The following is a 25,264-nucleotide window of genomic DNA, read 5'->3' as shown; positions in this document are numbered from 1 at the left end:
CAGGATGAATCTGGTATCACCATACCCTTGAAAGCTGATTGACAAACTTGTGCCATTCTGGGTGAGAAGCAAGTTTTGAGCAGTGAAACCACTATTGTCCTGGAATATCAAAGTATCCACTTCGGCTATGACTGCTGCTGTCGGGTTTATTCCCTTACCTACTCCAGTAAAATCGGCGATCGTATAAGTGCCAGTATTAATTGGGTCTGTGCTTATTACGCCAGTCGTGTCTCCGATTAAGCCTTTGTAAACAAATTTATCCTTACCACCGCCGCCTGTGAGGCTATCCTTCCCACCACCGCTTGTAAGGCTATCATCGCCATTACCACCGTTGAGGGTGTTATTACCAGTGGCACCAGAGGCTGTTAGAGTATCATTGCCATCGCCTCCAGAAAGCAGGTTCTTGCCAGATGACCGAGAGCCGAAGTAGGAGTCAAAAGATTGGTAAACATAGCCAGAGATGTCTAGAAAATCATTGCCATCGGCTCCAAAAAGCAGGTTATCGCCTGACGATCCACTAGCGCTCAAGGTATCATCACCAGCACCACCTTTGAGGGTGTTATCGCCTTCTGAGCCAGAGATAGACGCTGAATACTCTCCACTGCTTCCACTTCCAGAGATGGAAAGAGAATCATTGCCGTCGCCTCCATCTAAGAGGTTATCGCCTAATGAACCGCTAGCATTTAAAGTATCATCACCAACACCACCGTTGAGGGTATTATTGCCTAAAGAGCGATCGTCGTAGTCTGGTGCGTAGGAATAGTAGTTGTAGCTGCCAGAGGTGGAGAGAAAATCATTGCCATCGCCACCATTAAACAGATTATTGCTTGGGGGAGAGTCAGCATACAGAGTATCGTCACCAACACCACCGTTGAGGGTATTATTGCCTGCACCACCCCTCAAAATATCATTGCCACTTAAGCCTTCAATAATGTCATCACCTCCTTGACCATTGATGACATCATTTGAATTGTCAAATCCACTAATATTGTTGTCTAGGTCGTTTAGGAAGGTGACTGTGTTTTTTTTAAAGACAGTGCTTTGGGTGGAGTTAGCATCGAAGACATCAAAGCTGTCGGTGGTGGTAGTTTGCCCATAAAACAGAATATTGCCTAAGTCTACAGTGCCCCCAGTGGATTTGCTGAGGTTATCAAGGTTGGATAGGGCAAAGTTTTCCAGGATAAATCCGGTATTACCCAACCCTTGAAAGTTGATTGACAAACTTGTGCCATTCTGGGTGAGGAGCAAGTTTTGAGCAGTGAAGCCACTGTAGTTCTGGAAACTTAGGATATCCACTTCGGCAATGACTGCTGCTGTTGGGTTTGTTCCTTTACCTACTCCACCGAAATCGGGGATCGTATTAATGTAGTTTGAGCCGCCGTAAAGAAATATATCGTTGCCACCGCCACCAGTTAGGGTGTCGTAGTTATCGTAGTAATCGGAAGTGCCCTGTAGGGTGTCGTTACCGCTAGTTCCAATGATAATTGCCATAAGTTTTTCCTACCTGGATCGATTTTTGGAGTAACTTTAGTTGTCAATAATCGAGTTAGTGCTGTTTGATGGCACAAATAATCTGCCAAAAGTTGAAGCTTTCGGCATACTTTATTCAGTCTTTAGATAGAGTCGCAAATTGTTCATTAAAGATTTCCTCTTTAATTCACTGCAAACATTACTTATCCCAGTGTTGAGGACTATCTAAGTCTTAAGCACTGTACAAAATTTAGTTGGTTTGTCAATGCATAAGTCTTACTAGTTTCAAAATAAATAGAGAACACTTGAGACAGCATAAAACAGGAAATCTTTATGCATTCGTTATCAGCGTAGCTTGCTGCCGTAGACCTCGCCCTTGAATTTCTATCTGGAAAATAGGAAACATCAAAATAACCTGACAATAATTAAATATCGAATATTTACTTAGATGTCTATCTTTTCAAAAAATCTTTGCATACTCTTCATATTTGTAATCGCGGGGTTAGGAGAGCAATGCTTACAGCAGCAAACTACGCAAACAATGGTAATCAAAATCTGATAAATTAAGTACACCAAGATGCTAAAAATATATAAAATTTTATGAGGAATGGTATAAAAAAGCTTGCTGTTACTAAACCCAAGCGAGTTGCGAGCGTAATCTTTTCTTTCACTGTCTTACTTTACAGCCAAGTAGCATCAGCCGCCTTAACTTTACCCTTACGCAGCAAGAAGGGAATGGTGGTTTCAGCCCATCCCCTAGCAAGTGAAGCGGGAATTTTGATGTTACACAAAGGGGGTAATGCAGTGGATGCAGCTGTAGCCACAACCTTTGCACTTTCTGTAGTTGAGCCTTTTTCAGCCGGAATCGGCGGCGGCGGATTTTTGCTGATGCACTCTGAGAAAACTGGCGAGATGAAAGCGTTAGATTTCCGCGAACGCGCACCCCTAAAAGCCACAAAAAATATGTATCTAGATGCAGCAGGAAAAGTGCGTCCGAATGCAAGTATTAATGGTTATTTGGCAGTTGCGACACCAGGAACGGTAGCAGGACTTTATGAAGTGCATCGTCGCTATGGTAAGCTTTCTTGGCAAGAGGTAATGAAACCTGCGATCGCACTCGCTAAAGATGGCTTTATTCTTGGCAATGTGCTAACCGAAAGGCTCAACCAGCGCCAAGAAGCAATTCTCAAGAATCCCGCAGCGCGAGAAATTTTCACTCGCAATGGTGAATTTTATCAACCAAGGGAAAAACTTGTGCAGCGCGATTTGGCACGCACTTTAACAGCAATTGCCGAAAATCCCCAAAGTTTTTACACCGGAAGTATTGCTCGGGCGATCGCTTCTGATATGGTAAAAAATGGTGGGTTAATTTCTCTGGAAGACCTGAAAGCCTACAAACCAATCTGGCGCACTCCTGTTTGTGGCAACTTCCGCAAAGCTAAAATTTGCTCAATGCCACCACCATCATCAGGAGGCGTTCACCTATTGCAGATTTTAAATATTATCGGTGACACCGATTTAAAATCTTTAGGATGGCATCATCCAGACGCGATACATTTAATGGTAGAAGCAATGAAGATTGCTTATAGCGATCGCTCAAAATATTTAGGCGATCCTGATTTTGTCAAAGTCCCTGTACAAGAACTGCTCAGTCCAGCTTACGCCAAAAAACGCCGTCAAGAAATTAATATGCAAATGGCTCGACCTTCCACCGAAGTCAAGCCAGGAGATTTAAATTCAAAATGTCTGCGTCTTCCTTCATCCCCTTGTCTTCCGCATGAATCTCTCCAAACCACTCATCTGAATGTTGTGGATGAACAACACAACGCCATAAGTCTGACTTTCACCATTAATCTCAGTTTTGGTGCTGGTGTAGTGACACCGGGAACTGGAATTATTCTCAACAATGAGATGGATGATTTTGCCGCTGCACCAGGAGTACCTAATGCTTTTGGTTTAGTTGGTAATGATGCCAACAGCATTGCACCCCGCAAAACTCCTCTATCCAGTATGACCCCCACAATTGTCACAGAAAATGGTCATTTTCGGATGGCAGCGGGTGCGCCTGGTGGTAGCACCATCATCACCCAGGTTTTGCAAGTAATCCTGAATGTGCTGGAATACAACATGGATGTTGGTGCGGCTATTTCTGTTCCACGCATACATCATCAATGGCTGCCAGATGAGTTGCGCGTTGAATCCTGGGGCTTGGATGCTTTGACTTTGCAAGACTTACGCCGTCGGGGGCACAAAATTAAGGAAACTACTCCTTGGGGTAATGGTAACGCGATCGCTATTACATCTGATGGAATTTTAGAAGGAGCCGCCGATCCTCGCGGCGAAGGTTCCCCCAGAGGTTTGTGAGAAAGACGCCAGGACGCAAAAAATAACTAATGACAAGTGACAAATGATAAATGACTATTGATTTTGGATTGTTGACTCTGCGTAGCTACTGCTGCCAAACTCATTTGCCCGTGCGCTAGGTACTAGTGTCCAACCTGCTTTCAAAAGTTTTTGATAAGTTGCCCAACCTTTAGAGCCACCTGGTATTTGATAATCTGGGACTGCAAAATGTCCAAAAGCTGTGTAAGGACGCCAAGGTTGATTGGGTTCTGTCTGCAAATACAAAATTTTCTCTCCATCGCCACCAGACTTAGATAACCAGCACATTTGTCGATGCATTGCAAACTCCTTTGCTTTTAGCTAATAATGCACAATAGCTGATCTTTGTCAAGCTAATTATCACCCTTGGGGATAATTTTTGCCTAGTACTTTAGACAAAATGTAATTAAGTTCTATCCACTGCGAGATAATTGCTTAATAACTCATAGCCTGGAAGACAGCTGCTAACGGGACATAAAGATAAACAGCCTTGGCTCACCTTGTTTATTGGGTGAGATTTTTCTCATGTTATCCGCGTTTTTTGCGATCGTGTGTAACAATCACTACTATTTTGGCTGAGGCTCGGAATCAGACTATTTGTTTTTCTGTTGAGATATATAAGCGCAGATTCTAGAAGTTAGTTATAAAGTTTCGTTGATTAAACACTCTGAGCAAACAATATAAAATCTATTTTGATGTTGGTTGTATACAATCGTCTGTTTGATCGCGAGAAGCAATTTCGTATTTATCTATAAGCTAAATTTAAATCCCCGACTTTTAAACAAGTCGGGGATTTGGGCAACAAGTTAGTTGATTAGAAAGATGGAACATACAACTTATCGCCGACAATCTCGCGAATTGTCTCTACTAGTTGGCTGTATGCAAAGTTAGATAAAACTGGTTGTGCTGTTTGTAACTGAATTTCTCGCTCTAAATCAATCCATGACTTGCAGCCAGCGTATTTGGCATAATAGGGAATTTCTTGCTCAAGGGGTAGTTTATATGTCCGTAGGAGGAGGATATAAAGGGGCTGACGTGCTTTCCATTTGAGGCGATCGCTAATAAAATGCTCGTTCCAAATATGGAAGGGAAGTAAGTTGTTGACAATAGACTCGTCACTACAGGGCAAAATATCTGTAATTTCAGCCCAACTACCAATGCGAATTGTTTCAGGATGCCAGCCTGATGTTACTGGATAGACATTATTGGCATATTCAGCTTTCAGCATGAAAGCTTGTTGATGTTCATAAGTAGGATAAAGCAGAATTTGCTTGTGAGCAACTTGGAAATGTCCATTTCGTTCGTGGATACCGCCTTTGCGGAGCAACATAATTGTTTTGCCACTTTCCAAGGCATTTATGGCAACTGCCCATTCTTTGAGAGCATGAAAAGTTGTAGTCAATTCCATCGGTATCTACTGTAACTCTGATTGAATTTGAAGCTAAGACTGATAAAGTGTGAACCTGTCCAAGGCAATAAATTAGGAAAGCGATCGGTGTTTGCAATTTTTCTGGCGTCCAGTTAGCAGAAGCAGCAAGTTATAGACGTATTGATAGTTTACAACCACCCTATTCTTTATTCTGGAGACAGGTAGAACAAGATGCATTGCCCTATTGTATCGAAAACAATATTTCTATCCTTGCTTATTCGCCTTTAGCACAGGAGTTATTAACAGGAAGATTTGCTCTCGGTCATAAATTTGACCCAACAGATAACCGTGCTAAAAATAAACTGTTTCAAGGCGAAACTTTGAACTTGCCCAACAACTGCTAGAAAAACTGCGTCCTATAACTCTTCTTAATAATTGTACCCTTATTCAGTTAGCTTTAGCCTGATTAATTGCTCAACCTCAAACAAACGCACAGACGCGTCATAGCGGCTTGTCGCCAAATGTATTAGCCGCCCAAATCAAGCTTTCTACAGCCGAATTGGTAGAAATTGATGCCATTGGCCCTATTGTCACCGACCATTTGGATGACAATCAGATTATGTGCAATTGATGACAATGTAGTTTGCTTTCTATGTTTAATCTATCCAAGATCCCTTTAACTTTCTTCAAAAGAGAGTCGGGGATCAAATTTATGGCTCTAGATTGCAAAATCTAACAAAACGTCAACTTTCGTAAACCAAGGGTTGCAACTCACAAATGTAAGTGATAATTTAGATAGTAGGACACCAAACAAAATAAAACCAAACAAAAGGGTCAAGGACTTAGTGTCCCCTCGTCATCAGCCCAAGCAAATTTCAGCATATCAAATGTGATAAAAGTGGCAAAAAGCCTAATGTAGAGGGCAAAGCCAAATCCTAAAGCGGAAAAACGCAAGAATGCTGAGTTTGTTAGTTTTTTTAGTCCACCCTAGTTATTAACCTTCAGTTAGTTAATCAGTTTAAAATTTGAAACCTGTAAACTCGATAAAACCTGGTCAACCTCGACCAGGTTTTTGGCATTTTATTGTAATATGATTTTCTCAGTGCGGCAGCAATTATGGGTGGGGCTTTGTTGGGTTGAGGAACGAAACCCAGCCTACATCAGTATAATTTTTAGTCTTAGCTGAACTGTATTGAAGCGTATTGGACTCTAGCTAATTTTCCAGCAGGGAATAAAATAAGACAGCAACATATCCTGCGAGGAAAATTTGATGAAAAATTATCGCTTTTTAAATAAGATTACTACAGCTATGATTGTAGCTGCCCTTTCTTTTTCCTGCAAATCTTCTGTTAGCAAAAATGCAGAACAGGCAAAAGCAACTGAGAAACCGAAGCCACAACAAAATCTTATCTATGGCGATTTAATTATTAAAGAACAATCAGATTATCTGATGATTCCTGTTAGTCTTGCAGAGCAGAATGAAGATAAAGGAGTTGATTTAAACCTTTCACGTTCTTATGAAAGCGGAAGAAATAATCAATTGTATAACATCATCTTTTATCAAAAGCAAGGTAAAGAAGCTCATCTTTTATTAAATAAAAAGGCCATTATCGCTTCCTTCGATTTATTGGAAGTAAAAACGGTAAACAAACCCACTACAAGAGTTTGGTTATATAAAATCATTGACCAAGATACAAATATAGATAAAAAACTTAATAGCGAAGATGCTACTATTGGTTATCTTTCTGATGTATCAGGTAAGAACCTCCAGCAAATTACCCCAAATAATACTCGAATCATCAGTTGGGTTGTTGTTCCAGGTCAAAATGCAATTTTTCTCAAAATTCTTAAAGACTCGGATAATGATAAAAAGTTTACAAAAGAAGACAAAACAAATTTTGTGAGGGTTAACCTCGATAAAATTGGTATGGGAACTGAGATTATTAGTGATCAAATAGAGCAAGAAATTAAATCTTACGTTTTTAAATAAGTTTATTCGTAGTAAGCAGCTTCACTTGCTTACTACAAACCTTTAATCCAATACGCTTGGGTTAAGGGTTATTGGTGTAAATAATTGGTTTTTCAAGACGCAATAAATCGCGTCTCTACATGAGGGTTTTGTTGCTCATTCTGAACTGTATTAACCTTTACAAAACCCAATCGCGTAAAAGTTGATTTACTTTATCGGGTACTTCGTCGTGGGGACAATGACCTGCTGTTAAAAAATGCTCTGTCAATTCTGGGTAATATTGACGAAACTTTTGAGAACGTTCTCTAGCATTCATCCACGGATCGGCTTCTCCCCATAACATCAAAAGAGAACAAGTTAATTGCTTTAGTAGTACATCAACTTTTTCCCCTTGAGGACTGCTAAAAACTGAAACAAATACATCCAATGCACCCGGATCAAAAGCAGGACGATAAATTTCTTCTACCAATTGATCTGTAACTGCACTTTTATCAAGATATACCTTTTCTAAGGTTTGGCGTATTACCCAACGTTGTCGTACGTATTGAAATAACACAAACTGAGCTAAAGGTTGTTGAAAAATCCATTTAACTGAGTCACCCAGAAGTTTCTCTAAAGAAGAGGGTTTTTTGGGTGGCTGAATTTCGCTTTGCAAAGCTTCCGGTTCCGATGTCGGTTGGCTTTCGCTAAAAGGCCCAGCACTATTGAGCAACACTAATCCCGCCGCACTGTCAGGACGTTGGGCTGCAACACATAAGCAAGCATAACCACCAAGAGAATTACCTGCTAATACTGCTTTTTGACCAATCACTTCGCTGATAAAATCATGGAGTTGGTCGCGCCACAAGTCGCCACTATACTGCAATTTTGGTTTTGCCGATCGCCCGAATCCCAAAAGGTCGATCGCAAATACTTCAAAATCCTGACACAATCCTGTGATATTCTTGCGCCAGTGGTCTGTAGAAGCACCAAATCCATGTACCAAAAGCAAAGGCGGACGTTGCGTTTGTTTCTCTCCCGCACGCACGTAGTAAATTTTGTGCCCGCGCCACTGCCAATATTTGCCAGGAATTGGAGTTGTAGAGGAGGCTGTTGTTGCCTGCATGATTTAAAGAAATGTTAAGGAGCTTTTAATAATTGTAGGCTAGGTGAGGGAATTGGGGCAGGGGAGCAATCAATTCAAAATTCAAAATTCAAAATTCAAAATTAAAGAACTCCTGCCTTCTGTCTCCTCTTTCCCAATGACAAATGACAAATGACTAATGACAAATGACAAAAAAAATTACAGGCAAAACTAAGCTACTAGGGGTAATTGGGCATCCGGTAGAGCATTCGCTGTCGCCAGTGATGCATAATGCAGCGATCGCACAATTAGGATTAGATTACGTTTATCTGCCTTTTGCGATTGAACCACAGAATCTAGAAGTGGCGATCGCAGGTTTTGCTGCTGTTGGGGTTGTCGGCTTTAGTGTGACAATACCTCACAAACAAGCAATCATTCCCTTACTCTCAGAAATTACACCTTTGGCTCAAACTATTGGAGCCGTGAATACTGTTAGCCGCCAAAATAACAAATGGGTAGGCACAAATACAGATATAGAAGGATTTATCGCCCCTTTGCAGACAACATATAAACAAGATTGGAGTCAGAAAGTAGCGGTAATTTTAGGCAATGGTGGTGCAGCAAGAGCTGTTGTCGCAGGTTGTACTCAGTTAGGTTTTGCCCAAATTCATGTTGTTGGGCGCAATATGCAGAAATTAGAAGAATTCCACAATAGTTGGAGCAATTCGCCCCTTGCTGAGAAATTCCAGGTTCATCAATGGGAGAAATTACCAAAACTAATTCCTCAAGCAAATCTGCTGGTAAATACAACTCCGATTGGGATGTATCCCAAAGTCGATGAATCGCCTTTGAATGCAGAAGAAATCGCGAATTTACCAATGGGTGCGATCGCTTACGATTTAATATATATTCCTAAACCAACGCAATTTCTCCAGCAGGCACAAAAACAAGGCGTAATTGCGATCGATGGATTAGAAATGCTAGTTCAACAAGGGGTAGCAGCATTAAAAATCTGGTTGCAGCAGGAAACTTTGCCTGTAGAAGTGATGCGTCAAGCATTACAAAATCACCTGGGTTTGGGAAAATGAAACGTTCTATAAAACTCCTACTTGCTTATTTCGGTGCGTAATTGATTCCTTAAAACAATACAGTTCAAAATGAGCAACAAAACCTTCATGTAGAGACGCGATTTATTGCGTCTTAAAAGACCAATTATCTACACCAACAACCTTTAACCCAAGCGTATTGCCTTAAAAATCTCATTAGGAAATACGTATCTACCGACGTGTAATTACTTGGTTAGCAAACCAAGAAAGTATAAAAACTCTAGTATATTTTCGCCTATCAATTTGGCATTAGCCCCAATAGGATGTAGCGGAATACATATCACTCGCCAGATTAACAGGTGCGTTCTTAGCTAAATGACTATTAAGAAACCTTTGCTAATCAAGCAACCGGAAGTTGGAAAGCTCATCCATGAACTTCGTGGCATAACTGGTCTTACCCAAGAACAGTTTGCAGCATCTTTAGGTATAACTTATTCGACGGTAAACCGTTGGGAGAAAGAAGATACCAAGCCTTCATCTCTAGCTATGCAAAAGATTGAGGGGATGTTAAAGGAGATGGGCGAGCTGGGGCAGAAAGTGTCGGTGAAGTATTTATCGAATTAGAAAGCAGCCTGAAAGGCAAATTAATTGAAGGTTACTTTCCCCCAATTAACAGGTTATCGCTACGACATAACCACAAACAATTCAATTCTAATTTTAGCGATGTTTGCAGATATGCATATTCTGCGGATTACTCAACCTTTGAGTTTGAGTTTACCGTAGCCGATATTTTTTGCACTTTTGAAGACGAGTTTAGCTTAAAAACGCGCAAAAACTCCCAAAATTTTTTCCTTAATTGAACAGCCAATACTTTTCAGTCAACCTTATCTAGGACTGTACAATGTTTGATTACTCTACCCCCGCTTTAGCTACATATCTTAATATTTCTTCGCCAAGAGCAGCTTGCACTAACGGCAGCAAAGTTGCGGTTATCAATACTGAAGGTGTATGGGAAGTAGAAAGTAATGGGACGAAAAAACTAATCCCAAACTCTAATTACGATGCTCGTGACATTGTAGCAATTGACGGCAAAACTTATGTCTTAGCTGTTCCAACAGGACTAGTAAAAATAAAAACTGACGGAACTAGGCAAAAAATAGTTAGCAATACAGCTAATTCAAAGACACGGGTAAAATTTTTGCAAAATTGGATTATTTACCAGTCTGCAAATACTCTATCAATTTATGATAAAAACCTCAACTTTAAAGCCAAACAGAGCTATGGCGTAACTGAGGTAATGGATTTTGAGTATAAAAACGGCTATCTCTACACTAGTGGCTACCAGCAACAAAAGAGGTTAGGCATTCCCGTTCAGATAGCTTTTCTTTACCGGATGGTTTTCGACGGAGCAAAAATATTTGCTTTGGCAAATTTAGCAGGAAATAACCAAGGCAAGCTTTGGGGCTACAATTCTGCCGATCTTGCTCACGACATGGCAGACACAAGACTTAACCGATTACAGATTGTTGAAGACAAGCTTTATGTCCTTGGTTCAGTTTATGGGGGTAACTCAATCTACAGGTGGAATGGCAAAGACTTATTAACAAAGACTTTGATTACCACAGACGCCTATACCAATGCTGCACAAACCCGTGATGAAACAAAGGTTTATATAGGAACTGTTAATCTAACTAATTTTACTGTCGAGCGTGGACAGCTAAGTATTCCAAGAAAGCCGACAACTGCGGGGATGGGAGACGGCAGTAGCAATTTCCCTAAAACTATTTACTCAGATGGCAGTACAATTTTTGTGGGTTCTTCTGCTGCTTATGCGATCGCCAATAGAGATAATCAAACCTTCATGGGTAAACCCATCTCGCCTTACCGTGGAGATGCATCTCTTTTAGTTGTCTCCAAAAACCTAATGACTCGCCACGCTTGGGTAACACCGGGAAATGGTGAAGTATTGCTATTTACTGATAAGTTTGCAGTAATCAAAACAGATAATAAAAAAAATGACTTGGCTACAAATGTAGGAACTGCTCAAACTTTGCCAACAAATACTTATTTCGTTAGGTTTTAATAGAGCAACTAGATTGTCTACAATCTCATTGCTCAATTCTTTTTTGCAGAAAACTGTCAGCGAATATAGTTCAGATAAACCCAAAACCTAGATGTAGAGACGCGATTTATTTATTGCGTCTGGAAAGACCAATTATCTACACCAATAACCCTGAAATTAAGCGTATTGAACTATAAGCAAGATTAATTATTAGTTTTGTTCGCGTAGAGTTTACGCCAACAAGTTACAAAAAAGGCAGGAGTTAGGAGGCAGTGCATCGCTACGCTCAACAACCGGACAGGAGGTTAGGAGTATTAATTAAAACTTTCGATGCAGGATATATTATTTTAACCATTGAGGACAAGTATAGTTCTTGTCCTTTATTTTTTTGAGAAAGTTTTCGCCACAGGCTGCATTTTATTCAAGAGTAATATCAATAAATTTTAATAGCCTCTTGTTTTTTAGCACAATCTATGTAAATCTCATAAATACATAATACGGTAAGTCAATATATTTATCGTAGTTTACCAAAAAAATTAGGTGGGTTAGCCAATCAACTCAAAATTTAGTGCCAAGTAAACTTTTTAGGAAATGTAATCGTGAGTACATATCAATCTGAGTCAGCCAATAGTTCGACTTCGCAACTGAATTTAGAAACTGATGTTCTAGTCATAAGCCGCGATCCATCAGCAACTTGGGCAACTTGGAATGCTGCTCAAGAGGTAAGAGTGATACTCGTAGATAAAGGCTACTGCGGTACCAGTAGAGCAACAGCACCTTCTGGTACTGGTTGCCTCGTAGATGACGAAGGGCGTCCTAGTCGTCGCGCTATAAGAAGCTCATGATTATATGCGCTTGATACGTAATCTCCCAGCTTCAAAGAGAGATTGAGGGTGAGGACATTTGATTTATACAAGAAGTCTATTCTGTAAGCTGCTAGTCAGGCAACTTTGCTGATTTCTAACCCTGGATTTGCATTTAATTTTGAGTAGAGAAATTGGTAGCGATCGCGCTCATCCGTTTGCTTTTTTCAACGGTTTATTGCCCTTACAGGACGCGATACCATCGACAATATCCGTAATGAAAAGTTACTTAAATATGCACAAGTTAGAGATTTTCTTAACAAGCAGTATTCAGGGCGAATAGTACCTGTATTTTAAAGATAGCGAAAGAATGAAGAAGGACAATTTTGTTACTTCGTCTTTCCTAAATTAGGACTTACTAAACTGAAAATTGAACATTCGTGGAGGTCAAATCATGTTTTCTGGGAAAATCGAAAAAGAATTATTTAGTGAAGAAATTTGGTCAATTTGGCAAACAACTAAATTACCAGACCATCTACAGTTATTAGTGGATCGAGAACTAGGAAAACGCGATATCTGGGAATTGCAGTCTCAAAAGTCTGACGATCTGCCTATTTATCCAAATCTCTATGATGACTCTAGTCATTCAACAAATATTTAACAAAAGAGGTAGTTCTTGCGTAAGGCAAGATAGCGTAGCAGCAGCGAATCCGCCTACTCTGTAAGAGTTGCAAGCTAGCAAGAGCGTCGGCTGGAGTAATACTGCCTGACGCAAGAACTACTGCGATACCTACGGCGGTAAATTCGGCTTTGAGAGTAAGGGTTTAAATCTCCCAGCAAATTCAAAATTTGGTAGGAAACTATCAAGTGGTGGGTCTAAATTCCCCACTGATTGCATTCTAAATTTTGACTTCTCTATTTAATTAATGCAAAATCGAATTCATGCTGCAAATCCCTCCCCAATTTATTTTACGTAGCAAGAGAAGGAATCAAGATTAATGGCACATCTATTTGAACCATTCAAGATTCGTGAAGTTGTTTTTCGCAACCGCATCGCCGTTTCACCGATGTGTCAATATTCCAGTACAAATGGATATGCTAATGATTGGCACGTTATCCATCTAGCTTCTCGTGCAGTTGGCGGTGCAGGTATAGTGTTCACAGAGGCGGCAGCTGTAGAGCCGCGTGGACGCATTAGCCCGCAAGATTTGGGAATTTGGTCGGATTCACATATCGAAACTTTAGCCAAGACTGTGACATTAATTCATAACTTTGGCGCTGTTGCAGGTATTCAACTTGCTCATGCAGGTAGAAAGGCCAGCACTGCCAAACCGAGTAAGGGAGGGAAAGCATTAGATGAATCTCAGGAAGGTTGGCGTCCCATAGTTTCGAGCAGTGCGATCGCTTTTAGCAAAGATAGCCCAGTTCCAGAAGCTCTCACTCTTGAGGGAATTCAAGAAATTATTGACGCCTTTGTTCAAGCAGCCAAACGTTCTCTCCAAGCTGGTTTCAAGGTAGTGGAAATCCATGCTGCCCACGGTTATCTACTGCACCAATTTCTTTCACCTCTTTCTAACCATCGTCAAGATGATTATGGTGGCAGTTTTGAAAACCGGACTCGTCTGCTCAGAGAGGTAGTTCAAGCAGTCCGAGAGGTTTGGCCTCAAACACATCCACTCTGGGTACGTATCTCCGCCACTGATTGGGTAGATAATGATGGCTGGGACATTGAGCAAAGTATTGCTTTAAGTGACAAACTCAAGTCTTTAGGAGTCGATCTCATCGATACTTCATCAGGCGGTACTATACCGGGCGTTCATATCCCAATTAAACCTGGTTATCAGACTCAGTTTGCCGAACGCATCCGCCGCGAAGCTAATATTCATACAGGAGCCGTGGGCTTAATTACATCCCCTGAACAAGCTGACGAGATTATTCGTACAGAAGTAGCTGATATAGTGCTATTAGGACGCGAACTACTCCGCAATCCTTACTGGCCACACCTGGCAGCCAAACAACTGGGACACGATAAACTCTGGCCTGTTCAATACGATCGCGCTTGGCTGTAAGCTTTCCTCGTTCCCATGCTCTGTAGATTGGTGATAACTTAAAGTAATAGACTTCTTGGCATTTGTCGGGAAAAGGGTAAGGGGAAAAGGGGAAAGGAACAATAAAAAACATGAGTCCCTTTTCCCGCCTCTTGCAAAAGTCATTTTTGCAAGAGACTCCATGAGCGGAACTCACAAGGAACAATAAAAATATCTCTTCCCCAGTCCCCAGTCCCCAATCCCCAGTCCCCAATCCCCAGTCCCCAGTCCCCAGTCCCCAGTCCCCAGTCCCCAGTCCCCAGTCCCCAGTCCCCAGTCCCCAGTACCCAGTCCCTAGTCCCCAGTCCCCAGTCCCCAATCCCCAGTCCCCAGTCCCCAGTCCCCAGTCCCTATTTTTAAGGCAGGTCTGATGTACAATCAGGTGAATTGATTAGAGCAATTATTTGATGTTCTAGTAGAGTTTCACCCCTTGTTTATAAGCATCTACAAAACTTGTGTAGTCATATTCGACTTGAGTTGCATAGTCCACAGCAAAGTTAAAAATTTCGTCTTTGAATACAGCTTTATTACCACTCACAATATCAGTTACTTCTTTGTCAACGCTGACAGGAATAATCGCAGCATCATAATCTCGATCGGAGATTGCATGGTTTTTGGCAACCACCTTCCCTGCGTACCCCATTGCATCCATGAATTTTGACTTACTGGTTAACAACTTATAGTCAAAGTCCACTTGGTAGGGTGATTTTTCACGCACCATAAAGGAGATGCTACTGACAGTAGTATAACCAACCAAGGGATCGAGATTGGATAACATCGCTTTCGTAGTGATTGTCACCCTTGCTCCTTCTTGATTTCCGTAGACTGAACTCGGCAACAGACCTGGAACTGCGATCGCCACTGCGCTACTGCCTTCCTGTTTCATCTCTAAAATGCGATCGTCGTCGGTTGCTGAACTTGGCCCCTCAATCAGCAAGTAATATCGGTACTTCCCAAGACTACCAACACCTGAACCTAATTTAAGCCGAATGTCCTTGAGGGTATAGTAACTGTCGTTGTAGCGCTTACTGATAGGAATTGAGGCGATATAGCTGCTCATAGCCCCAGCAATATCAGAATAGGTGCTGCTGGATACAGGCTGGAGTTCTGAGGCTGTCTTGAAGAGGCGATTGTTACTGTTATTTAGCACTGTGTACTTTTTTAAAAGCTTAGAACGGCTCTTATCTGATGCCTTTTGAATCAAATCTTTGACTACACCGTTCGTATTGCTGGATTCTAAACGGTATGACAGTTCATCATTGCTTCCCTTAAAGTCATTCATCTTATTGAAGTAAGCATCCAAGAAGTTTCGCACAACATCCTCAGCATCCGTTGAATTAAAACCATTCTCTTTAGCTACCAACAAAATAGAGACTGCCATCCGTCGCAAGTCCCAAACGTAAGGGCCAAGATAGCCTTCATCAAAGTCGGTGGTGTCAAAAACGTTGTTGTTTTTGCTATCTCTTATCGCTCCAAGATTTTGCAGATGCATATCTCCTTCTAACCAGACGGCTGAGGTTGAAGAGTTTACAAATCGTGAACTTGGTAAGGTCTGCATATCACGATAAAAAATGTGAGCCGTCCCCCGATAAAAAGTGAAAAAGCTATCTTTAGCTGTCATCTTTTGCATTTTCGTTGCCAGTTCTTGAGGCAATTGAGAAGCAAAGGGATGATTATATTGGTAAATTTCATTCACCACCCAAGTCGAACGGGGAGTTGCAGCTTGAACTGGAGATGCAAACCCCAAAATTAAAATTAAGACAAATACGACGATTGCAGATATGTGGTTAGGCATGATAGTTTCTGAGGCGTAAAAAAACTCTTGTCTAGAGAGAATCATTCAACAACAGTTTTTTACCACCTTGAGCCATACTTAACAAAGTAATTTAAAGCACAATGCAACAACTATTCACTCTCAAGTATGGAGGGGATTCAAAAAGGTAAAATTATAAAGAATCGTTACAACATAATCATGTCAACCATCCAAACAACTATGGTTCTGGCAATGACGGCCGATGGAAAAATTAGTGCCGTAGATCCGAAAGCGCCTCGTGAACCCAATGTAGTCGATCGAGCACACTTGGAGTATCAAGTCTCCCTTGCCGATTTAGTGCTGGTAGGAGCAGGGACAATTCGGGCTGAGGGGGGAACCTTTGCAATTAGCGATCGCGAACTGTTGGCAGCACGTGAGGTTCGCGGCCAGTCTCCTCAGCCGATAACTTGCGTTGTTTCAGGTTCCCTTAACTTATCGCCGGACTTGCCTTTTTTGAGTCAGGACATTGAGCGATGGATATTTACCACACGGACTGCTTTAGAGCGCAGTTCTGATACAACAACTTTGCAAAAACTGACTGAATTAATTGATTTGGGAGATACAGACCTAGACTGGGATCGGGCCTACACCTTGATGGCAGAGCGAGGTATTCACAAAGTCGTTGCTTTGGGAGGTGGCTCTTTAACAGCTGCTCTAGTTCAGGCAGGGCGAATTGACGATTGGTGGCTGACCATTTGGCCGCTCATTTTTGGGGGAAAGAACGCCCCTAGCCCAGTGGAGGGAGAGGGTTTTCTTCCCGATGCTGCTCCTCATCTAGAACTCATAGAAACTCGTCAGGTTGGAAGCAATCTGTTTTTACACTACCGCACAGTCAAGTGAAAACGCGCTGCCAGAATTTGGCACTACGATCCTTGATACTAGAAGGCAGGAGAGCAGGGGAGCAGGGGGGCATTGGGCATTGGGCATTAGGAGTGCTGAGTGCTGAGTTAAGAGTTAGGAGTTTTGTTTATCTCCTTGTCCCCTCATCCCCCTGCCCCCTACCCCCTGTCTCTAATCAACCAGGAGGCCAATTTAACTGCCGTCCTCCCAAAATATGCAAATGTAAGTGATCGACTGTTTGACCGCCGTCATCACCAGCATTGATCACAACTCGATAACCATTTTTTAGTCCAGCTTCTTCTGCAACACGTTTAGCAGTTAACAAAAGATGTCCCAACACAGCATGATCCTCAGATTCAGCCTCAGCTAATGTCGCAATGGGTTTTTTGGGAATGATGAGGATGTGAACGGGCGCTTGGGGATGGATGTCTTTGAATGCTAGGGCTAAATTATCCTCATAAACAATATCAGCGGGAATTTCCCGACGAATGATTTTGCTGAAAATCGTTTCTGTAGTTTCACTCATGCCAATCTACCTACTAATCTGCTAGAGATTTTATATTAAGTCCGCCTAATTACTTATCATTGACAAAATTTGATTGTGCGGGTAATACCATTTTGGATTTTAGATTTTGGATAGTGAAACATCCATTGGATAAGTGTTTCAGTTTTCCATCTGTCGCAATCATTTTTCAAATTGGTATAACATCCCTATTTACTGTTCGATTAGGTTTTTTCAGGAAAAAGCCATGAAAAAACCTGCTAATCTTTTAAAAAGACTAGCAGGCATGGCTTATCATCAATCGGAGCGGCGGGATTCGAACCCACGACCTCCACTACCCCAAAGTGGCGCGCTACCAAGCTGCGCTACGCCCCGGTCAGAATTCCTATCATATAACAAAACTGTAGGATAATCAAGAGGCTATTTTAAAAAACCTTAAGCATCCCACTAGCTTGCAGTAAATCTGGAACAGCAGAAGCATTCCATTTACCTTCTACACATCGCCCTGTATTTAAGATGAAGCGCAGACTATAATCATCAGGATAGCCTTCCACTTCCATCCATAATAAATCGCTTTCGGCTTCACAAGTAATTTTTTCCTCTTCCATCAATTCAGTTGCGAGTTGCTTCATGGTGTCTGCTAGCTGTGCTAGTAGACGACAAAAATCATTTAACTCGGCTTCGGTTAACTCAATTGCCCAATCATCTGTACCAACTAAACCTTTAAACTCAGGTGTATCGGGGTTCCAGCCAATACGCCAACCCAATCCGGTTTTAACAACGCGTTCCATTCAAAGTAGGCTTGTGCATTCTCAGGTTAAAGTTTTAAAAGTTATCCGCCAACTAGTAATCACAAATCATACTTGAAAAATGCCGTGTTTCAAGCTTGACAAAAGTACACTTACATAAGATACGCTCATGTAGGCTTTGTTTGCGATCGCCCCTAGTCATCTACAATTTGTAGGTGACGAAAATAACGTGAAAATAAGCTTTCCAGACATCAATTCTGAAAATTAAATCAAAAAATAATTACTAATTGCTAAAAAACTCCGGTTTTTTTGGCTTTGTGATGATAAATAAAAGTAATACTATTGAATCACGTGCTTCGTACCGCGAAGGATTACTGAAATTCTTCGCTGCTGTCTAGATGACTACTAAACATCAAACAACATCTGCTACCAATCAGTTTTTTGCTGGGGATGCTTCTTTGCTACAAAAAAAGGCTCTACCACAAAACTTACTCTAGATGTATCTAAGTAACTATGCTGATAAAGTGTAAAGATGTCACGGTATCTGGCAGCCAATTTTAAAGGAATTGCAAAGGAATTGGTGCCAATTTGGCAAGTTTTTCTCTCAAATATGAGATATTAGTAGATTGTAGAAATCTTTATTCTTATTCACATCTCTCTTCTTGCATTAGTTCCTATCTACTAAAACTCTTAAGACCAAGCAAATTTGACACGATAAGTTTAAGTAATTTAATGAAGTAGGAAATAATACATGGTATTATCACTGTCTTCTCATAACGTTATCCAGTATCTGCAAGACGCGGGTCTGTGTGGCTCAGAAGATGGCCCATCAGACAAATCTGAGTTGCCAGGAAGTAGTCAGAAAAATTTCAATTTACTAGTGACTTTAGCAGATAATCGCCAGCTGCTCATTAAACAAGAACGTCACGTTAGCAACAATGACGGTGCGCCTCATGAATTGTTTCAGGAGTGGCTGTTTCACCAGTTGCTACAACAGTTTCCAGTTCTAGGTAATACTTCAGCCATCGCGCCATTGGTAGTGCATTTTGACGAAGAAAATTCGATTCTTGTCCGTAGCTACTTGAATGAATATCTAGAGCTTGCAGAATTATACCACAATAATGAGATTTTTCCACAAGAAATTGCTTCTGCCATCGGCATAACTTTGGCGGGACTGCATCGCGCCACCTACAATCGCCGAGAATATCAGGATTTTATGGCAACTGCTCCCCAAGGAGAGTTTCGCTACGGGTTTTACAATCCAGCCCAAGGGGTAGGGTCGATTGGGCCGGAGATTTTTGCGACCGTTCCCACGGATGCACTAAAATTCTATGTTCTCTATCAACAGTACGAGAGTTTGTCATCTGCGATCGCAGATTTGGCATATAGCTGGAATCCTTGCTGTTTAACTCATAACGACCTGAAATTGAACAACATTTTGGTTCATTCCAGATGGGAGCAATTAGACAATTGTCTTATACGACTAATTGACTGGGAAGCTTGTTCTTGGGGAGACCCAGCCTTTGATTTAGGAACTTTACTGGCAAGCTATTTAGGAATTTGGCTGAAAAGTCTGGTAGTAGACCCCACCATTGAGTTAGAAGAATCTCTACATTTGGCGTTAACACCGTTAGAGATTTTACAGCCTTCAATTATTGCCTTAATTAGGGCTTATATAAATGCTTTCCCAATGATTTTGGAATACCGCAGTGACTTTATTTCGCGGGTTATCCAGTTTGCGGGGCTGGCACTAATTCATCAAATTCAGGAGATGATTACCTGCTGGAAACACTTTAATAATGCTGAACTGTGTATGTTGCAAGTAGCTAAAAGTTTACTTGTAATGCCAGAGCAAGCTGTACTGACCATTTTTGGGATGTCAGAGTCAGAAATCCTAAATCCTGTGGCAAAGATTCATAAGTTTCCTCAACCTGTAAAGGAGCAGCAGTTACTTCGGATTTATTACGAAAAAACTCGGCTGCGTGGTTGTTAGTAATAAGTAGTAGAACAATTTAAAAAGAACACACAATTCTGAATTCTGTATTCTGACTCCTGAATTCTATTTTGTTAAAGTTTGATTTCTGAATGAATTAATGCTAAATTCCTCTATCAATCAATCGCTCAACTCTCTATTTGATATTGCTCAGAATATCCAGATTGAGTCTAATTTTTGTATTTACCATCCCAATTATCAACCCTTCGGTCTGCCGACTAAAATAGCCGATAGATTTCAGCAAAATTCCGTAGATTTACAACAAAAGTATCTCACTCTCCTGCTGCGAAATTTTCTCTATGGAATCTATTACAATGGTTCCCTGCAAAATACTTTGGCAGTCACTACTGATAATACTAATCGCCCGCAAAAGCATAATTTAGCAGATAATTCTATTTTAGAGATTGACTGGGACTTTTACGAGCAACTGCACGCCAGTAATCACGGCATAGGTTACTTTGACCCTCGATGGCAGGTGTTGCGGAAAGAACCTGATGGAACTATGGCGGTGACTAAAGGCGGTTTAACACTTTATGTTGAGCCAGATTGCCATCTAGAATCTAGTAAGAAATCTACCAAAGTGGGTGATATGGTAGCAATCTGGATGCCCAAAAATAGACTGCAAAATGGCTGTTACTTAGCAGTTAGTAATGTTGGACAGGAACGGCAAAGCAACCCAGACGCCGATTTAGGAGCAGGGCGAATCTACTTTAACTTTACGGCATCTGGTGCGATCGCTCTCATGGAAAGCTTGACGCTGCAACTTAATGCAGCCTCGATTCCCTTTAGCTTTCAAGTTCTCCACAACCCCTCTGCATACGGACGCTATGATTCGGGGCTACTTTACTTTGAACTCCCCGACTATCCAGCAATCCGCACAATCCTTCAGACTGTTTATATCGAAAATCAATTTCATTTCCAGCCCGAAATTCCTTTGTTTACCAAATTTTTAGCTCCAGGGTTAGGTTTAGCTGAGGAACCAACCCAAAAATTTGCAGCACAAGAAAGTTTTGGAATGAACCGTTGCCAAATCGTCGCTAATGCTTTGTTGGAAGCTTGGCAAAAAGGTAAAAATGCAATGGAGGAGCGGATGAGGGTTATTGACCAACACTTTGCGCGGCATCTAATAGATTTGCAGCGTCCTTATCTCAATCCCAGTTCTGAAGATATATATAAGCCATTAAATTGATTGATTAATTGGGGATTGGGCATCGGGCATGGGGTATGGGGCATCGGGCATCGGGCATCAGGCATCGGGCATCGGGCATCGGGTATGAAGATGAGGGATAAGGGAGTATAGAAAAAGTTACAGCAAGTTTTTCCCCAATCCCCAATCCCCAATCCCCAATCCCCAATCCCCAATTCAAAATTCTACAATTACTGGCACATGGTCGCTAGGTTGAGTTAACTTTCTCGGCGCGACATCAATAATGCAACTTGTAGCACGCTCATACAGGATGGGCGTGAGATAGTGATGGTCAATTCGCCAACCTAAGTTACGACGAAAAGCGGCGGAGCGATAATCCCACCAACTATAATTTCCACCCTCTGTGGTGAATTTGCGAAAAGCATCGGCAAATCCCAATTTCAGAATATCCCGTAAGGCTTGGCGCTCTGTTTCTGTTGCCATAATGTGATTTTCTGTACTCACTTGCTCGTGAATATCCTTATCTTCCAAGGCGATATTGAAGTCGCCGCACACACAAATTGCGGATTCTGACAACACCAGCAATCGCAAATACTCGTGTAACGCTGTCAACCAACGCAGTTTGTATTCGTATTTCTCCGTTCCTACCGCTGCGCCATTAGGAACATATAAGTTTACAATCCGCACGCCATCAATTACACCTGTAATCACGCGCTTTTGCTCGTCCCATTCGTGATGTAAATCTGACAAAATCGCCCTAAACCCGCTACTGACATTTAGAAGTGGCTGGCGGCTAATCAGGGCTACGCCGTTATAAGATTTTTGCCCTGACATATAAAGGTTATACCCTAACTGCTCAAAAGGCGATCGCGGAAATTCAGCATCCACAACTTTGGTTTCTTGCAAGCAGAGAACATCAACAGGATTTAGGGTTAACCAATCGATAACCTGTTCTAGGCGAGTGCGAATTGAGTTGACGTTCCAAGTAGCGATTTTCATTAGTTAATTATCAGAATTTTTGTAAATTACTAATTACAAATTATGTAATTATTGTACAATTTCTTAATATTTATATTTTCTGTTATCTTTCCCAATTACCTTTAAATGAAGCTTTAATGGCTTGATCCCATTGAATATTTTAGTATTGTCAGCTACTAAATATTCAATTTTGTAAGTTCTACTACAAAACATTCTACCTCTTTATGATCCCCAAGACAGATGCAACAAATAATAGATAGCTATACGGTTAGAAGTGTAGCTCAGAGTTGACTTTTGCCGATAGTCAGTTAGATTTGTTGGCAGAAAATTTGCGATAGGGTTAACCGTTATTGCGCTTTTGATAGCCTGTAAGGTTAATTTAAATGTCAAAAGAGTAAGTACAAATGCTGTTTACTCATAAAATAATGATCTAGTTCATTATTGAGGACAATTTCATAGACTGAACCAGAAAAACTTATGAAAATCGCTCAAGTTGCCCCCTTATGGGAAAGGGTTCCACCTCCTAATTATGGAGGAATAGAATTGGTGGTGAGTCGCTTGACTGATGAACTTGTTCGTCGCGGTCATGAGGTAACTTTATTTGCCTCTGGTGATTCTCAAACTTTGGCTAACTTAGAAGCAGTTTATCCACGTGCATTACGCTTAGACCAAAATGTGAAAGAGTATGCAGTGTACGAAATGCTAGAACTAAGCCAAGTTTACCAGCGTGCTGACCAATTCGATATTATCCATTCTCATGTAGGGATTTCGGCATTACCTTTAGCGAGTTTGATAACAGTAACTGCTACAGTCCATACTTTGCACAATAATTTTACAACTGACAATCGTCACGCATTTAGCTACTACCAAAAGCAACCATACATCAGCATTAGTAACTCGCAGCGTCAAATCGATCTTAATTATGTTGGTACGGTTTATAACGGAATTGAGCTAGCAGATTACCCATTTGTAGCCCAACCATTAGAACCTTCATATTTAGCGTTTTTAGGTCGTTTTTCGCCAGATAAAGGGCCGCAACATGCGATCGCCATTGCTAAACAAAGTGGTTGGCGTTTGAAGATGGCAGGGAAGGTTGATGCTGTACACTCAGAGTTTTTTGAACAAGAGATTGCTCCCCACATTGATGGTAAGCAAATCGAATATCTCGGTGAAATTAACCATGCCCAAAAAACTGAACTTCTAGGTAATGCTGCCATCACTCTTTTCCCCATTAACTGGCAAGAACCTTTTGGCTTAGTAATGATTGAATCAATGGCAACTGGTACGCCAGTAATTGCCACGAATTTTGGCTCTGTGCCCGAAGTTATTGCCCACGGTAAAACAGGTTTTATCTGCAATAGCTACGCAGAAATGGCGGCAATGATTCCACCAGCTTTGGAACTCAATCGTCAAACCTGTCGAAAATATGTAGAAAACAACTTTAGCGTTAGCCAAATGGTTAACGGATATGAAGCTGTTTACAGACAAATTATAAAAGACCGCATAGAATCGAATGGCCGCATTCATGCAGCTAACATTCAGTTTTAATCAACTGCTTTTTTGACTTAGTTTAAAACAACAATTTTTTAAGGAGGACATTGGTATGAGTACGAGAGCTAACACTTGCCCATGCTGTGGTGGTTCCCTCCTGCGTCATGCCCGTCATGGTGAACTATATTGGTTTTGCCTATCGTGCCGACAAGAAGTACCACTATTAACTGCTACTCGCCTGCCTAATGTGGAAACTCGGAATACCGGTGTGCTTCCCCAGCCAGCTGTGAATAGCTAGTTTTTCAATATATAAAACCTACTAAAAATCAATACTGATTTAGTTTAAACCTATCAATAAGCCTCAACTGGTAAAATCGGATGGAGCTAATTAATAGGTTTAAAGTTTTGTTAGCAGCGTTACTTTATGGTCAAGAAGATTTACGCCTAGAGGAAGTTTCTGACCCCACTCCGGCGGCTGGCGAAGTCGTGATGCAAGTGGGGACAGCAACAACTTGCGGTACAGATTTAAAAGTCTGGCGGCGTGGCGGTCATGCCAGGATGCTGATCCCGCCAACGCTGTTTGGTCACGAAGCGGCTGGGCAGATTGTTGCCTTGGGTGTAGGAGTGACAAATTGGCAAGTAGGCGATCGCATCGTCGCTAATAATTCCGCTCCATGCATGAAATGCTTTTTTTGTCAACGTCAAGAATATTCCTTATGTCCAAATTTGACTTGGAATAATGGGACTTTTGCCCAATACTTGAAAATTCCTGCACCGATAGTAGAACATAATTTGTTGCAGATTCCCGATGAATTGCCGTGGGAATTGGCAGCGATGACGGAACCTTTGGCTTGTGTGTTGCATGGTGTAGCGCGTTCTAATATTAAGCCCAAAGATAAAGTCGTCGTGTTGGGAGATGGGGCGATCGGGCTGATGTTTGTGGCGGCGTTGAGTGAGAAAGCTGAGGTTTTGCTGTGGGGAGGTAATAACCACAGACTAGAAATTGGTCAGAAATTGGGTGCAACCCAGACCTTTAATTATCATCAAATCTCAGATATTCCCAGTGTAGTGAAAGAACTAACCCAAGGATGGGGCGCAGATGTAGTAATTGAAGCTACTGGTGTCCCAAGTGTTTGGGAAACTGCGATCGCCTGCGCCCGTCCTGGTGGAACAGTTAACTTATTCGGTGGATGTCCACGGGATACCAGCATTACCGTCAGTACAGAACAGCTACACTATAGCGAACTTACCATCAAAGGCGTGTTTCATAATACACCAGAGTATGTGCGATCGGCCCTTGTACTGATAGCTAGTCGCAAAATTCCCTTTGAGTTACTTATTAGCAAACAGCGACCATTAAAAGATTTAGAACAGGTTTTTTCTGATATGAAGGCGCGTAAAGTAATTAAGGTAGCAATGATTCCTTAGTTAACCTGTCCGTCTTATAGATTAATCAAATTTTTATAATAATTGCATCTCTACCACCTAATAACTAAATCC

22 protein-coding genes, 1 tRNA gene and 1 pseudogene are annotated in these 25,264 nt (G+C 41.4%); 15 read left to right on the top strand and 9 right to left on the bottom strand.

Annotated features, from left to right (window positions below; all coding sequences use genetic code 11):
- Positions 1-1,491, bottom strand: a 1,491-nt coding sequence (locus RMY32_RS00225) for a calcium-binding protein (RefSeq protein ID WP_322708697.1), incomplete at its 3' end; no start/stop codon positions are given.
- Between the two features lie 579 nt (positions 1,492-2,070).
- Here RMY32_RS00225 and ggt point away from each other — a divergent pair.
- Positions 2,071-3,834 (top strand): gamma-glutamyltransferase, encoded by a 1,764-nt coding sequence (gene ggt, locus RMY32_RS00220; RefSeq protein ID WP_322708696.1) that lies wholly within the window; start codon positions 2,071-2,073, stop codon positions 3,832-3,834.
- A 54-nt stretch (positions 3,835-3,888) separates the two neighbouring features.
- Here ggt and RMY32_RS00215 read toward each other — a convergent pair whose 3' ends face one another.
- Both RMY32_RS00215 and RMY32_RS00210 read right to left on the bottom strand, forming a co-directional pair.
- Positions 3,889-4,152: a hypothetical protein gene (locus RMY32_RS00215; protein ID WP_292785151.1), complete on the bottom strand. Its 264-nt coding sequence runs from the start codon at positions 4,150-4,152 to the stop codon at positions 3,889-3,891.
- 514 nt (positions 4,153-4,666) lie between these two features.
- Entirely contained in the window at positions 4,667-5,260 is a 594-nt protein-coding gene (locus RMY32_RS00210; RefSeq protein ID WP_409882148.1) for a DUF1802 family protein, read from the bottom strand.
- Positions 5,261-5,337: 77 nt separating this feature from the next.
- Here RMY32_RS00210 and RMY32_RS00205 point away from each other — a divergent pair.
- Positions 5,338-5,852, top strand: a pseudogene (locus tag RMY32_RS00205) (aldo/keto reductase); the annotation flags it as partial.
- 639 nt (positions 5,853-6,491) lie between these two features.
- Complete coding sequence (locus RMY32_RS00200; protein ID WP_322708695.1) at positions 6,492-7,211, top strand: hypothetical protein; 720 nt, start codon at positions 6,492-6,494, stop codon at positions 7,209-7,211.
- A gap of 157 nt (positions 7,212-7,368) precedes the next feature.
- On the opposite strand, the gene RMY32_RS00195 is transcribed toward RMY32_RS00200, so the two are convergent.
- A complete protein-coding gene (locus RMY32_RS00195) occupies positions 7,369-8,295 on the bottom strand; it encodes an alpha/beta fold hydrolase (RefSeq protein ID WP_322708694.1) in 927 nt (308 codons plus the stop codon).
- A gap of 164 nt (positions 8,296-8,459) precedes the next feature.
- On the opposite strand from RMY32_RS00195, the gene RMY32_RS00190 reads away from it, so the two are divergent.
- The 6 genes from RMY32_RS00190 to namA all read left to right on the top strand — a co-directional run bounded on the left by RMY32_RS00190 (position 8,460) and on the right by namA (position 14,233).
- Positions 8,460-9,341, top strand: a complete 882-nt coding sequence (locus RMY32_RS00190) for a shikimate dehydrogenase (RefSeq protein WP_322708693.1) — start codon at positions 8,460-8,462, stop codon at positions 9,339-9,341.
- A 333-nt stretch (positions 9,342-9,674) separates the two neighbouring features.
- Complete coding sequence (locus RMY32_RS00185; RefSeq protein WP_322708692.1) at positions 9,675-9,923, top strand: helix-turn-helix transcriptional regulator; 249 nt, start codon at positions 9,675-9,677, stop codon at positions 9,921-9,923.
- 277 nt (positions 9,924-10,200) lie between these two features.
- Positions 10,201-11,382 (top strand): hypothetical protein, encoded by a 1,182-nt coding sequence (locus RMY32_RS00180; RefSeq protein WP_322708690.1) that lies wholly within the window; start codon positions 10,201-10,203, stop codon positions 11,380-11,382.
- A gap of 578 nt (positions 11,383-11,960) precedes the next feature.
- Positions 11,961-12,206: a hypothetical protein gene (locus RMY32_RS00175; RefSeq protein ID WP_322708689.1), complete on the top strand. Its 246-nt coding sequence runs from the start codon at positions 11,961-11,963 to the stop codon at positions 12,204-12,206.
- A 412-nt stretch (positions 12,207-12,618) separates the two neighbouring features.
- Positions 12,619-12,825, top strand: a complete 207-nt coding sequence (locus tag RMY32_RS00170; RefSeq protein WP_322708688.1) for a hypothetical protein — start codon at positions 12,619-12,621, stop codon at positions 12,823-12,825.
- A gap of 337 nt (positions 12,826-13,162) precedes the next feature.
- Entirely contained in the window at positions 13,163-14,233 is a 1,071-nt protein-coding gene (namA, locus tag RMY32_RS00165; protein WP_322708687.1) for an NADPH dehydrogenase NamA, read from the top strand.
- Positions 14,234-14,663: 430 nt separating this feature from the next.
- On the opposite strand, the gene RMY32_RS00160 is transcribed toward namA, so the two are convergent.
- Positions 14,664-16,091 carry a DUF2252 domain-containing protein gene (locus tag RMY32_RS00160; RefSeq protein ID WP_409882147.1) on the bottom strand — a complete coding sequence of 476 codons (1,428 nt, stop codon included), beginning with the start codon at positions 16,089-16,091 and terminating at the stop codon, positions 14,664-14,666.
- Positions 16,092-16,223: 132 nt separating this feature from the next.
- On the opposite strand from RMY32_RS00160, the gene RMY32_RS00155 reads away from it, so the two are divergent.
- Entirely contained in the window at positions 16,224-16,904 is a 681-nt protein-coding gene (locus RMY32_RS00155; RefSeq protein WP_322708685.1) for a RibD family protein, read from the top strand.
- A gap of 175 nt (positions 16,905-17,079) precedes the next feature.
- On the opposite strand, the gene RMY32_RS00150 is transcribed toward RMY32_RS00155, so the two are convergent.
- From RMY32_RS00150 to RMY32_RS00140, 3 genes are all read right to left on the bottom strand, one after another.
- Positions 17,080-17,430 (bottom strand): histidine triad nucleotide-binding protein, encoded by a 351-nt coding sequence (locus tag RMY32_RS00150; protein ID WP_322708684.1) that lies wholly within the window; start codon positions 17,428-17,430, stop codon positions 17,080-17,082.
- Positions 17,431-17,707: 277 nt separating this feature from the next.
- Positions 17,708-17,781, bottom strand: a tRNA-Pro gene (locus RMY32_RS00145).
- A 50-nt stretch (positions 17,782-17,831) separates the two neighbouring features.
- The gene (locus tag RMY32_RS00140; RefSeq protein ID WP_322674860.1) at positions 17,832-18,197 is read right to left on the bottom strand and encodes a DUF1818 family protein; all 366 of its coding nucleotides are present in this window, start codon (positions 18,195-18,197) and stop codon (positions 17,832-17,834) included.
- Positions 18,198-18,906: 709 nt separating this feature from the next.
- On the opposite strand from RMY32_RS00140, the gene RMY32_RS00135 reads away from it, so the two are divergent.
- Both RMY32_RS00135 and RMY32_RS00130 read left to right on the top strand, forming a co-directional pair.
- Positions 18,907-20,148 carry an aminoglycoside phosphotransferase family protein gene (locus tag RMY32_RS00135; RefSeq protein ID WP_322708683.1) on the top strand — a complete coding sequence of 414 codons (1,242 nt, stop codon included), beginning with the start codon at positions 18,907-18,909 and terminating at the stop codon, positions 20,146-20,148.
- Positions 20,149-20,248: 100 nt separating this feature from the next.
- Positions 20,249-21,337: a T3SS effector HopA1 family protein gene (locus RMY32_RS00130; protein ID WP_322708682.1), complete on the top strand. Its 1,089-nt coding sequence runs from the start codon at positions 20,249-20,251 to the stop codon at positions 21,335-21,337.
- Between the two features lie 174 nt (positions 21,338-21,511).
- On the opposite strand, the gene xth is transcribed toward RMY32_RS00130, so the two are convergent.
- Positions 21,512-22,294, bottom strand: coding sequence for an exodeoxyribonuclease III (gene xth / locus RMY32_RS00125; RefSeq protein WP_322708681.1), 783 nt, complete (start codon positions 22,292-22,294; stop codon positions 21,512-21,514).
- Positions 22,295-22,750: 456 nt separating this feature from the next.
- Here xth and RMY32_RS00120 point away from each other — a divergent pair, with 456 nt between their 5' ends.
- From RMY32_RS00120 to RMY32_RS00110, 3 genes are all read left to right on the top strand, one after another.
- The gene (locus RMY32_RS00120) at positions 22,751-23,821 is read left to right on the top strand and encodes a glycosyltransferase family 4 protein (RefSeq protein WP_322708680.1); all 1,071 of its coding nucleotides are present in this window, start codon (positions 22,751-22,753) and stop codon (positions 23,819-23,821) included.
- 55 nt (positions 23,822-23,876) lie between these two features.
- Positions 23,877-24,062 (top strand): hypothetical protein, encoded by a 186-nt coding sequence (locus RMY32_RS00115; protein ID WP_194043989.1) that lies wholly within the window; start codon positions 23,877-23,879, stop codon positions 24,060-24,062.
- Between the two features lie 107 nt (positions 24,063-24,169).
- The gene (locus RMY32_RS00110) at positions 24,170-25,192 is read left to right on the top strand and encodes a zinc-dependent alcohol dehydrogenase (RefSeq protein ID WP_322708698.1); all 1,023 of its coding nucleotides are present in this window, start codon (positions 24,170-24,172) and stop codon (positions 25,190-25,192) included.
- Positions 25,193-25,264: the final 72 nt, after the last annotated feature.

The sequence above is a fragment of the Nostoc sp. ChiSLP03a genome, assembly GCF_034531215.2.
In the GTDB taxonomy this organism is placed as follows: Bacteria; Cyanobacteriota; Cyanobacteriia; order Cyanobacteriales; family Nostocaceae; genus Nostoc.
Note: the sequence above shows the minus strand (reverse complement) of the source record. Positions and strands in the feature narration are given on the sequence as shown.